The sequence below is a fragment of the Paenibacillus sp. FSL W8-0426 genome (assembly GCF_037969725.1).
Taxonomy (GTDB): Bacteria; Bacillota; Bacilli; order Paenibacillales; family Paenibacillaceae; genus Paenibacillus; species Paenibacillus hubeiensis.
The window spans coordinates 1,905,158-1,916,940 of the sequence record NZ_CP150203.1; the positions used below are offsets into that span (position 1 = coordinate 1,905,158).

The window sequence follows — 11,783 nt, forward strand, 5'->3', positions numbered from 1 at the left end:
TTACGCAAAAATGAAGTTCTTTAACGTTGAGCGCAAAAAGAGATTGCATCGGAAGGAAGTCCTAGGATACAATTTCTTATAGATGCAATAAGTAGGAAGTTTGGGCAGGTTTTTCGACTTTTTTAGCTAGAAATGCAGGATATTTATACTATATTAGAATGGTTTGGAAAGGAAAAGAAATGTGGACAAAAAAAGAAGGTCGTTATTTGTCGGGGAAGAAAAAGGGGAATGGAAAGATAGATTGTATTCGATGATTTTTTCATTCGACATATTTCGACTTTTGTCCAATACATAATCAGGGGGAAGAAGGAAAATGGAAAAAGTATGGCAGGTGGTCATCGTCGATATCCACCCCACCAGCATGCTGGGCAGCAAATTAATTTTGGAAGAACAACAGGACTTAATCGTTCGCGGAATGACTTCTTCAGGAACTGAAGGCTTGGAATTGGTAAGCCGGCATCAGCCGGATATCGTTCTGATGGATTACAGGCTGCCGGAGGGACAGGCCGATCCGTTTATTACCCAGATGAAAGCGCGTTCGGCTCATAGTCACATCATTATTCTGACGGATGAAGACAATGTGAAGTTATTTCTCCATCTGATGGGACTAGGCGCAAGCGGGATGCTGTCCAAGCAGGCTTCCCCTGGCCAGCTGATCCATCTCATCGCAGGGTTGAGGGAAGGCTGCGTATCCATTCCGCTGACGTGGCTGGCCAGCACGGATTGGGTCAAGCCGATCGAAGGCGAGGGAAAAGAATTTGCAGCCTCATTGACGGAAACGGAAACTTTTATTATGGAAAGAATTGTACAGGGTGTAACTTATGATAAAATAGCCAGTGAAATTAATGTCAGCCGGCGCTCGATTGACAATTACTTGCGAAAAATCTATGTTAAGCTGGATGTAAGCAGCAGAGCCCAAGCGATAGAGCGTTACGCCCTGTATGCAAGGCAGATCAAAACGATCTCCTGATGATCCGGCACGGTCTGGTCGTCATATTGAACATGATCCAGGAATACCTTGTAGGGGCTGCGGACTGCGAGCATAGTTCGGAATAGGATGAAAGGGGACAGGATTGATGAAATATTTCTTCGCCTCCCGTACGAACAGACTGTTGTCATCCCCGCTTCGGGATATTCGCAAAATGTCTGATCGGGATCATTTCATTTCTTTGGCTGAAGAGCTGCCGGCAGAGGAATTATTTCCATTCAAGCTGCTGGAGGAGGCAGCCGTCTCTGTTTTTAGCTCCGGGCCATCTGCACTCCAGTATGGCGAACCGGCTGGCTACAGGCCGCTCCGTGAATGGCTGGATCAAGATTGGAACAGCCGTAAAGGCATCCGTACGGTCCCTGAGCAAATTTTGCTCACAACGGGAACACAGCAGGCGATCGACCTGATTATGAGGCTTCTGCTCGAGCCGGGAGATTCCGTGTTGGTGGAACATCCAACGTCTCCCGGCTGTCTTGAGGTTCTGGAAATGCAAGGAGCCACCATCATTCCGGTCACCGGGGATGAAAACGGAATATTGCCCGACCTTCTTGAGCACCACATGCAGCAGGCGCAACCCAAGCTGCTTTTTGCCGCGCCCAGCTTTTCCAATCCGACGGGGGCGTTATGGAGCATGGAGCGTCGTGAGGCGGTATTGGAGCTATGCTCCCGTTATGGCGTATTGTTGGTGGAAGATGACTCTTACGGTGAGCTTCATTTCGATGGACGGTCCAACTCGGACTTCTATCGTCATTACCCTTCCCTGTTTGCCATGGATACGGCCGATCAGGGTGGACATGTTCTATATATCGGGTCGTTCAGCAAAACCGTCGCTCCTGCCCTGCGTACCGGTTGGGCTGCCGGCCATCCAGCTTTGATTGAAGCCATGGCTTCCGTGAAGCGGATTGCGGATGGACAATCCAGTCCCATGAACCAGCGGTTATTGCATCGGCTGCTGGACCAATCTCCTTTTAAATGGAACGATCATTTGTCCCTGCTCAATCGGGAGTACAAAACCAGGCTGAAGTTGATGCTTGAGCTATTGAAAAGACCCGGTTGGAGGGGGACGCATTATGCGGTTCCAAAAGGAGGAATGTATCTCTGGGTACGATTGCCCGATGGTCTGGACAGCGTCGCCTTGCTCAAAGCCGCCTTGCCCAAGGGCGTATCTTTTTTGCCGGGTTCGCTGTGTTCGACGGGGGATGCCGATCGGGGTTACATTCGTTTAAACTTTAGCCATCCGGGACGTGATGCGCTTCTGCTCGGCATGAATTTGATCAGCGAAGCGATCGGAGAATTCACGGCACGGAACTGATCGGGCATGCTTTGCTTCTTCAGATGGGTTCTGCCTCTCCGTGAACGTGTGGACGTTTTATGCGGTTGATATGGATAGTAATTACGTTATTGCATCCACTAACATTTTTATATATAATGTGTATTAATAAGTTGTGGCTTTGTTCATCATGCTGCAGTTTAGACCGGTGCACCCATTGGCACTGAATTATTTTATATAACGGAGGAACGAACATGTCTAATATTCTTTTTATCAAAGCCAATGACCGTCCTGCAGATCAGGCAGTCAGCGTTAAATTGTACGATGCATTCTTGAGCGCATACAAAGAAACACATCCAGGTGACACCGTTACCGAGCTGGACTTGTACAGCGCGAATTTCCCATACTACGGCAATGATGTTCTCGCTGGCGGCTTCAAAGCGGCTAACGGCATCGAAGCTACGGAAGCTGAGAAAAAAGCGGCTGCACTGGCAGCTGAACTGCAAGATCAATTCCTGGCTGCAGACAAAGTTGTGTTTGCATTCCCGCTCTGGAACTTCACTGTTCCTGCACCGCTGGTAAACTACATCTCTTACCTGAGCCAAGCCGGCAAAATGTTTAAATATACAGCTGAAGGTCCGGTAGGTCTGGTTGGCGACAAAAAAGTAGCGATCCTGAACGCTCGTGGCGGCGTGTATTCCGTTGAGCCTATGGCTTCTGCTGAAATGTCCGTTAAATACGTAACCAACGTATTGAACTTCTGGGGCATCAAACACCCTGAAGTTGTGATCGTTGAAGGACACAATGCATCCCCTGACCGTGCAGAAGAAATCGTGGGTGCTGGCGTGAAACTGGCTGCTGAAACTGCAGCAAAATTCTAATTGCAGCCCGTTATCGACCATATTCAAAAGCCGTCGTTCCCGTAAGGGAGCGACGGCTTTTGAAGTTTGTGGAACTGACGGGTCAGCTCCCGTGCTTGAAGGTCAAGGACGGGGGATATAGGTTTGCACAAGCTCGGCAATGCGTTCAAGTTTCTCCACGTCTTCCTGTCCTTCCCGCTCGAACAGCAGTTCCACGGCGTCGCGATCGGGCATGCTTGACTCCGGATCCGATGAAGAGAGTGGTTCCAGCATGAACGCATGCTCCGTCAATGCTTGAATGCCTTTAATGGTAAGTCCATACTTACCGCGCCGTATTCGCTCAAACCAGCCGTAATAGTTTTTTTGCAAAATGGATGCGGCAGAAGCCACGTTTGCCAATTGGGCCAACGCTGCCGGAGAAGCTTCACCTTCTATCCGCAGCGCCGACGCCACGCGCAACGCCTTTTCCCTGTATGCGGTCACGAGCGGTTTGCCTGTGCTGCCTCCGACGTTGAAGTCCCCGCTGCGTCCATCGAATTCCCGCATCAGCCGTTGTCTTCGGATGCCGCCCTTGCGGCTGGACAAAGGCGCGGCCCCTGTTGAACTTCCTTCCGGCCGACGCGCGGGCTCGCACAATACATCAATAAGCGGAGCTTTGGTTTTGTAAAAGGTCACGGTCATCAGACCGAGCCCAAGCTGGCTGCAGAGTGCCGTCAATTCCCCCCAACGCTGATTCACCGCGCCGCGTTTGTTCCGGTTTCGTTCCACAGCCAGATAAACGATGGGGCTTAGCTTCAATCGCTGCATCCCTTGCAGCAGCAGGGACAGATTAAACGTTTTTTTCATTTCCACGATCAGCGGTTCATCCAAGTCTGATCTAATGCCAACCAGGTCACAGTGCCTAACCTCGGCTTTGACCACGAATCCGCGTTGTTCAAAATATGCCTTGATCGGCGAATACAGATCCGTTTCATATTTCACTGCCATGATCAACGTACTCCTTCCGCCATCTCCCTTTTGACAATGTCCGGCTCTGTTTCACGCAGAACCCGGAAAGCGAATTGCTCCGTATCGCTGGTTTCCAGGAACAAAGGACATCCTGCTTTAACTACATATACCTCTGATAGTATCATAAACCGGATTTTTTTTCGGCACTGCCGCCGGGGTCTTGGTGCATCGGACGGTGAAGTTTCGCGGTTCAAGATTAAAAAAAGTGGTCAACTTATCCGGTTTGCCGCATAGGTATGTAATACACTTTTTACAGCAAGAAGACGCCGCACAGATGCAGCGGGACCGAGGTCAGGACCGCGAATTTGGATATTCAAGCAAGAGTTGCAATTCTATGGATTTATTCATACCATTCGGGATGGTTGTCAATCACACTAAAGGAGCCATGGGAGGTACCAAGCATGAATATTTTTGAACGCGTTGCGGAGCATCGGGCAGAGAATGACCGTCTGTCATGGAACGGAACATTCGAAGACTACATCGAACTGCTAAAAAAAGACCCAACCCCGGCAATGACGGCTCACGCCCGAGTATATCAAATGATCGAATCGTATGGCGTGGAAGAGGTGGATGGACATAAACGATACAAATTTTTCGAACAGGAAATTTTCGGATTGGACCGTTCCATCGAAAAGCTGGTGGAAGAATACTTCCATTCTGCCGCACGCAGACTGGATGTACGCAAACGCATCCTGTTGCTGATGGGACCGGTAAGCGGTGGTAAATCCACGCTGGTTACGCTGCTGAAACGGGGATTGGAACAGTTTTCGCGGACGGAGAAAGGGGCGGTGTATGCCATAGAAGGCTGCCCGATGCATGAAGAGCCGCTGCATCTAATCCCGCTTGAGCTCCGGGCAGAGGTGGAAAAAGAGATCGGCGTGCGCATCGAGGGCAATCTGTGCCCCTCCTGCCAAATGCGTCTTCGTACCGAATATGACAATGACATCAGTAAAGTGCGGGTAGAACGGGTGCTTATTTCCGAAGATAACCGCGTGGGAATCGGAACGTTCAGCCCATCCGATCCGAAATCGCAGGACATTGCGGATCTGACGGGAAGCATCGACTTCTCCACCATTACTGAATATGGTTCGGAGTCGGATCCGCGGGCGTACCGGTTCGATGGGGAGTTGAACAAAGCAAATCGTGGTTTGATGGAGTTTCAGGAAATGCTGAAATGCGACGAAAAATTTCTATGGAACTTGCTTTCCCTGACCCAGGAGGGCAATTTCAAGGCAGGGCGCTTTGCCTTGATCAGCGCGGACGAGATGATTGTGGCGCATACGAACGAATCCGAATACAAATCGTTCATTGCCAACAAAAAAAATGAAGCCCTGCAATCCAGGATGATCGTGATGCCGATTCCATATAACCTGAAGGTTTCGGAGGAAGAAAAGATTTATGCCAAGCTCATTCAGCAAAGCGACATGAAGCATGTCCATATCGCGCCGCATGCCTTGCGGACCGCGGCCATTTTTTCCATACTTACCCGTTTGAAGGAAACGAAAAAGCAAGGCATGGACTTGGTCAAAAAAATGCGCATGTACGACGGCGAAGAGGTGGAAGGCTACAAAGAGGCCGACCTGCGCGAGATGCAAAGCGAATATCTGGACGAAGGCATGTCCGGCATTGATCCGCGCTATGTCATCAACCGGATTTCCAGTGCTTTGATTAAACAAAATCTTCAGTGCATTAACGCGCTGGACATCTTGCGGGCCATCAAGGACGGTTTGGATCAGCATGCTTCCATCACGAAGGAAGAGCGGGAGCGTTACCTGAATTACATCGCGCTGGCACGGAAGGAATATGACGAACTGGCGAAGAAAGAAGTGCAGAAGGCTTTCGTTTATTCTTTCGAGGAGTCGGCCAAGACGCTGTTCGAAAATTACTTGGACAATATCGAGGCCTTTTGCAACTGGACCAAAATTCGAGACCCGCTTACCGATGAGGAACTCGACCCGGATGAGCGCTTGATGCGTTCGATCGAGGAACAGATCGGCATTTCCGAAAATGCAAAAAAAGCGTTCAGGGAAGAAATTTTGATCCGCATTTCGGCGTATTCCCGCAAAAAACGCAAATTCGAGTATAACAGCCATGACCGGTTGCGCGAAGCCATCGAGAAAAAACTGTTTGCCGACCTTAAAGATATCGTCAAAATCACGACTTCGACCAAAACACCGGATGCGACTCAACTGAAGCGCATGAATGAGGTGATTAGCCGCCTCATTGATGAACACGGATATACGGCGGCCAGCGCCAACGATCTGCTTCGCTATGTGGGCAGTCTGTTGAATCGGTAAGATGATTGTAAAATAACCATTCCGAATAAGGTTCCTGTGGTTAGCTGTGATGCTCCTTCACAGCGTCAACAGGGACCTTTTTACTATTAATGCCGCTTTTTTTGACTGTATTTTCGGGAAAATCGAGAAAAATATACGTAAACTTTGTGTAAATGGTTCTAAAGGTTTATGTAAACTTAGGGCGATTCGTCTATAATTAATACAGTTATTTACATTTGAAGTGAAGTTTTATACGTCGAAGCTAATATTCACATAGCAGCGGAGTAGCAGGAAGACCGTCGAAGTGGATTGACAGGTGGATTCGTTCGACGATACAGAAGCAATAAGGAGCTGACGGAATTGGTTATGAGTGCAAGTGCAGCAAGACAGAAACAACTAGATTACATCGGACTGACCGCAGGCGACCTTCAAGTGCTTGCCGGGCATCGTCCCGTCTTTGAGAAAGTGGTTGAAGAGGTGGTGGACCATTTCTATTGCCATCTGGGGAAATATCCGAATCTGATGGAGCTGATGGAACGGTTTTCTTCCGTGGAACGACTGAAGCAGACCCAACGGATGTACTGGCTTTCCATGGCTGACGGCGTCGTAGACGATGCTTACATCGACCAACGGATTGCCATTGGGCAAGTGCATTCCCGCATTGGCTTGTCTACCGACTATTATCTGGGTACATACATGGTTTATCTCGATATTGCCACAAGCATTTTTCAGCAGGTCATTCCCGATATGTGGCATCGCGTCATTCAGGCCCTTAGCAAAATGTTCAATTTGGACGCACAGCTCGTGCTCGAAGCTTACGAGATCCGGGAAAAGGACAGGCTGCGCCGGCTTGCCGACGACCAGAAGCACACCTTGCAGGCGATTACGCAAATTACGCAGCAGCTGACAGGTATGATCAGCGAGCTGAACGAGAACGCACAGGCCATTTCCGACGTGGCCAAAGATACCGCCGCTTCCCAGAGACAGGCGCATGGGTTGTTGGAAGACCTTACCGCCGAGATCCATCAGATCGGAAAAATGGGTGAGCTGATTCGTGAAATCTCTGACCAGAGTCACTTGGTGGGCCTGAACGCGGCCATCGAAGCCGCGCATGCGGGAGAATTCGGGCGGGGCTTTGAAGTGGTGGCGGCCGAAGTGCGCAAACTTGCAGCCAGCTCGCGGGAAGCCCAGAGCCAAATTCAGGCCAATCTGGAGCAGATCATGAAAAAGCTGGTCCGTGTACGCGAAGAGTCGGAACAAACGGCTCAGGGTGCCAGCAGCCAAGCTTTCCGTTCGCAGGAACTTGCCGTATTTGCAACCACGATGGAGAATTTGGCAGCGGATTTGCGTGAGTTGCAGCATCAGGAGTAGATTCGGGAACCGGCTTGGAGCCGGTTATACCGTTTCTCCGGAATTTGAGCTATAATAGGAAAACAAACCTGCCGTTGTAACAGTGAATGCAGCTTGAGACAGGGGATTTGAAAGAGGTTGAGGTGATCAGGTGGCTTCTATCCATGATGTGGCCAAAGAAGCGGGCGTATCTGTTGCAACCGTTTCCAAAGTGCTGAATGATTATCCCGATGTAAGTGACAAAACGCGCAAAAAAGTCAATATGGCGATCGAATTGTTAAAATACCAACCCAATGTAGTTGCGCGTGGACTGGTGAAGCGCCGCTCTTGGACGGTAGGGGTTTTGTTGACGGTTCCGTTTACGAACCCTTTTGTGTCGGAGCTGCTGGAAGGCATCAAAACCGCCTTGGAGAACAGCGGCTACGACCTGGTCCGGTTGTCCACGCGTTTTGAGGACCCTGCGTATTCGTTTATCAAACATTGCCGCAGCCGGAACGTGGACGGCGTTGTTGTATTCGGGGAAGGCAGGGAGAACAAGAGCATTGAAGAATTGATTCATGCGGAGATTCCGACGATGTTCATTGACACCGACCTGTTCGGCAAGCGGGCCGGGTACATTACGACCGACAATGCCAATGCCATTGCGATGAGCGTCAAACATCTGTACGAATTAGGCCACCGGAAAATTGCGTATATTTCGGGTACGCTGGGACCCGCCGTCGCCAATCTGCGCCTGGAGGGATACCGCGAAGGTTTGCGGCAATGCGGACTGCCGTACTCCACCGTGCACATGGAAGTATGCGATTATTCCTTCGATGGTGGAAGCAAGGCGGCCCGGCGTTTGCTTGCGCAGAGGGACCAACCGACAGGCATTGTATGTGCTTCGGACATGTCCGCTTTTGGGGCGATCCACGAAATCGAAAAGCATGGGCTGCGTGTTCCCGAGGATATTTCGGTCGTCGGTTTTGACAATACGTATTATGCGCATGTGTTCAAACCCGGACTCACAACCATTAACCAAAACATATATTCCATCGGAATCAAATCGATCGAATATTTGATCGCGATGATCGAGAACCCGGATTATACGCCTCCGGTTGTTACGGAGCCGTCCCATCTCGTTATTCGCCAGACGACGGCACCCGTTCAGGGGTGACACACTTCGCAAGGGGCACGGCCGAGAGGCTGTGCCTTTTGTCTTGAAGTTCACGAAACGTCAGGTATCAGCGACACAATTCAACACGAAATGCTGGGGAAAAGTGTTGATTTTCGACCCTGTGACGTTTAGACTATACTCATTATGATAAACGGGTCTTCTATGTATGGCTTTCGTTTGAGTTTGCTGGCAAATACCATGATGTTGTTGCGAAGGGAGTGCCTGTCGCCTGACAGTGCACTCGCTTCTTTTTTAAGATTCGCTTCATTAGCTATGAAAAGCATGAAACATACATACAAGATTGATCCCGGTTGAAAGGAAAGACGGAGTGGAGCACCTACACGGAACGTACAACATTGAACTGGTCGTTTTGTCTTACATTATTGCCGTTTTGTCTTCTTACGTCGCGCTTGACTTGGCTGGCCGCGTTAGTCTGGCCCGAGGAACCTCCCGAAAGGTTTGGCTTGGCTGCGGGGCCATGGCGATGGGGCTTGGCATATGGTCGATGCATTTTGTCGGCATGCTGGCCTTTGTGCTCCCCAATCACGTTTCTTATTCGTTGGGTAAGGTTGTGTTGTCCGTTCTATTTGCTGTCGTGGCCTCCGGAGTCGCCCTGCACATTGCAGGCCGAAAGGGCGGGCATGTGAAGCAGATTGCCATTGCAGGTTTGTCGATGACGATCGGCATTAGCTGCATGCATTACGTCGGCATGGCGGCGATGTCCGTTCCAGTGAGCTATGAACCCGCCAAGGTCTGGTTATCCATCCTGATTGCAGCCGCCGCCTCGTTCACGGCGCTGTGGCTCATGTTCATTTTTCGCCAACGCCATTCCAAGCGGCTGTGGATGTATAAACTCGGTAGTGGATTGATCATGGGTTTGGGCATTACGGGCATGCACTATACCGGTATGTCGGCAGCTCACTTTCACGTTTCGGAGGGAGGCATGGGGGTGCCGGGCTTGCGGATCGAACCGTTGTTTCTTGGATACACGATTGCGATCGGCACGTTCATTACCCTGGGTTTGGCATTAAGCGGCATTATCATTAACCAGCGTTTTTCCCAGAAAGACCGCCGTTTGCAAGAAAACGAGCAATGGTACCAGGCTTTGTACGACAATCATGCCGATGCCATTATTTCCGTAGATTGCGAAGGGTACATCAAAGGAATCAATTCTGCGGTCACTCGCATTACGGGATATTTGGAGAAGGATGTCATCCATTGCTCCATAGACGAGATCGTAGAGCGTATCGACATCCACTGGACGTCCGACCCGGCGGACATTTCTTGGGAAGACGGCACTCGCAGCCAGGAGTATTACACGGCTACGATGAAGGGGCTTCATGGTCAGTTGATCGATCTGCACATCACCGTAGTTCCGGTCCTGATTGAGGGGAGTCATGTGGGCAGCCATATCCTGATCAAAGACGTCACCAAGGAAAAGCAGGCCCAGGAACATATTCGCCATCAGGCCTTGCATGATCCGCTTACTGGCTTGCCGAACCGGCGCAAGCTGGACGAAGTGCTGGAGGAAGCCATCGCCACCCACAAGGCCGCGGGCGAAACGTTTGCGGTGATGGTTATGGACATTGACCGTTTCAAAATGATCAACGACTCCCTTGGACATTCCATCGGGGATATTTTTCTGAAGGACGTAAGTGCAAGGATTGTTGGCGCGATTCAGGCTTTCGATTCCGATGCGATGGAGAACGTCATGCTTGCGCGCATGGGCGGGGACGAATTTACGTTGGTCGTCAAAAATGAACAGGGCCATGCGGATCGTGTTCAAGAACTCGCGAAACGAATCGTGCGGGCGATCCAACTGCCCTACCGGCTTAAGGACAATGACTTCTATGTGACTACAAGTATCGGCATCGCCATGTTCCCGGAGCACGGGACAGAAGCGGACATGCTGCTCAAGCATGCTGATACAAGCATGTACGAGGTCAAAAAAAACGGCAAAAACGGCTACAAATTCTATTCGGCCGAGCTGGATTCGGCGTTGTATGAACGAATCGAACTTGAGGGATATTTGCGCAAAGCGCTGGAACGCGATGAAATGGTGCTGTATTACCAGCCTCAGATTCGTACTTCGGACCGTCGCATGATCGGCGTAGAGGCGTTGATTCGCTGGAAGCATCCGCAGAAAGGAATACTGACGCCCGACGTCTTCATTCCGATCGCGGAAGAGACCGGCATGATCTATGACATCGGCAATTGGACGCTGCGTGAAGCATGCAAGCAGATGAAGCGCTGGCACGCGAGCGGGGGGCCGCTCATTCCGGTCTCGGTCAATTTGTCTTCGCAGCAGTTCCATCAGGCCAATCTGCTCGAGCTGGTCAAAAATGCGCTGGAGGATTCTGGGTTGGAGGCTCGTTACCTCGAACTCGAAATTACGGAAAGCATGATGATGGATGCATCCGTATCGACCAGCATTCTGAACGAATTGTCGGCGCTCGGCGTCAAGATCAGCTTGGACGATTTCGGCACGGGTTACAGCTCGCTTAGTTACCTGAAGCAATATCCCATCAATAAACTGAAGATCGACCGTTCTTTCGTGACGGACATTACGGAGAATGTGAGCGATCAAGCCATTGTGGCCACCATCATATCGATGGCGCAGCATTTGAATATGGAAGTGATTGCGGAAGGCATCGAAACCAAAGGACAGCTGGATTTCCTGATGCAGAACGATTGCCGGGAAATTCAGGGCTATTATTTCAGCCGGCCGCTGCCGGCAAGCGAAGTAGAGAATGATTTCTTCATGCCGCTGCGCCAACATTTCAGCAAAGCGTAACATGGCGTGGTTGGCAAACGACAGGCGTTGATCCAGTGACAAAAGGCTGCCCCCTGTAGGGCAGCCTTTTTGGCATTGTAC

The 11,783-nt window shown here is 50.5% G+C and carries 8 protein-coding genes; 7 read left to right on the top strand and 1 reads right to left on the bottom strand.

What is annotated here, in order from left to right; translation table 11 throughout:
• The first annotated feature begins 313 nt into the window (after positions 1-313).
• From MKY59_RS08740 to MKY59_RS08750, 3 genes are all read left to right on the top strand, one after another.
• Positions 314-970, top strand: coding sequence for a response regulator transcription factor (locus tag MKY59_RS08740; RefSeq protein ID WP_236415870.1), 657 nt, complete (start codon positions 314-316; stop codon positions 968-970).
• A gap of 106 nt (positions 971-1,076) precedes the next feature.
• Entirely contained in the window at positions 1,077-2,300 is a 1,224-nt protein-coding gene (locus tag MKY59_RS08745) for a PLP-dependent aminotransferase family protein (protein WP_236415869.1), read from the top strand.
• Between the two features lie 212 nt (positions 2,301-2,512).
• Positions 2,513-3,139 carry an FMN-dependent NADH-azoreductase gene (locus MKY59_RS08750; protein WP_236415868.1) on the top strand — a complete coding sequence of 209 codons (627 nt, stop codon included), beginning with the start codon at positions 2,513-2,515 and terminating at the stop codon, positions 3,137-3,139.
• A gap of 102 nt (positions 3,140-3,241) precedes the next feature.
• Here MKY59_RS08750 and MKY59_RS08755 read toward each other — a convergent pair whose 3' ends face one another.
• Positions 3,242-4,105 carry a DUF2161 family putative PD-(D/E)XK-type phosphodiesterase gene (locus tag MKY59_RS08755; protein ID WP_236415867.1) on the bottom strand — a complete coding sequence of 288 codons (864 nt, stop codon included), beginning with the start codon at positions 4,103-4,105 and terminating at the stop codon, positions 3,242-3,244.
• A gap of 422 nt (positions 4,106-4,527) precedes the next feature.
• Between MKY59_RS08755 and MKY59_RS08760 the strand changes: the two genes are divergently transcribed.
• From MKY59_RS08760 to MKY59_RS08775, 4 genes are all read left to right on the top strand, one after another.
• The gene (locus MKY59_RS08760) at positions 4,528-6,423 is read left to right on the top strand and encodes a PrkA family serine protein kinase (RefSeq protein ID WP_236415866.1); all 1,896 of its coding nucleotides are present in this window, start codon (positions 4,528-4,530) and stop codon (positions 6,421-6,423) included.
• A 345-nt stretch (positions 6,424-6,768) separates the two neighbouring features.
• A complete protein-coding gene (locus MKY59_RS08765; protein WP_236415865.1) occupies positions 6,769-7,773 on the top strand; it encodes a globin-coupled sensor protein in 1,005 nt (334 codons plus the stop codon).
• Positions 7,774-7,903: 130 nt separating this feature from the next.
• The gene (locus tag MKY59_RS08770) at positions 7,904-8,908 is read left to right on the top strand and encodes a LacI family DNA-binding transcriptional regulator (protein WP_236415863.1); all 1,005 of its coding nucleotides are present in this window, start codon (positions 7,904-7,906) and stop codon (positions 8,906-8,908) included.
• A 328-nt stretch (positions 8,909-9,236) separates the two neighbouring features.
• Complete coding sequence (locus MKY59_RS08775; RefSeq protein ID WP_339277132.1) at positions 9,237-11,702, top strand: EAL domain-containing protein; 2,466 nt, start codon at positions 9,237-9,239, stop codon at positions 11,700-11,702.
• The last annotated feature ends 81 nt before the right edge of the window (positions 11,703-11,783 follow it).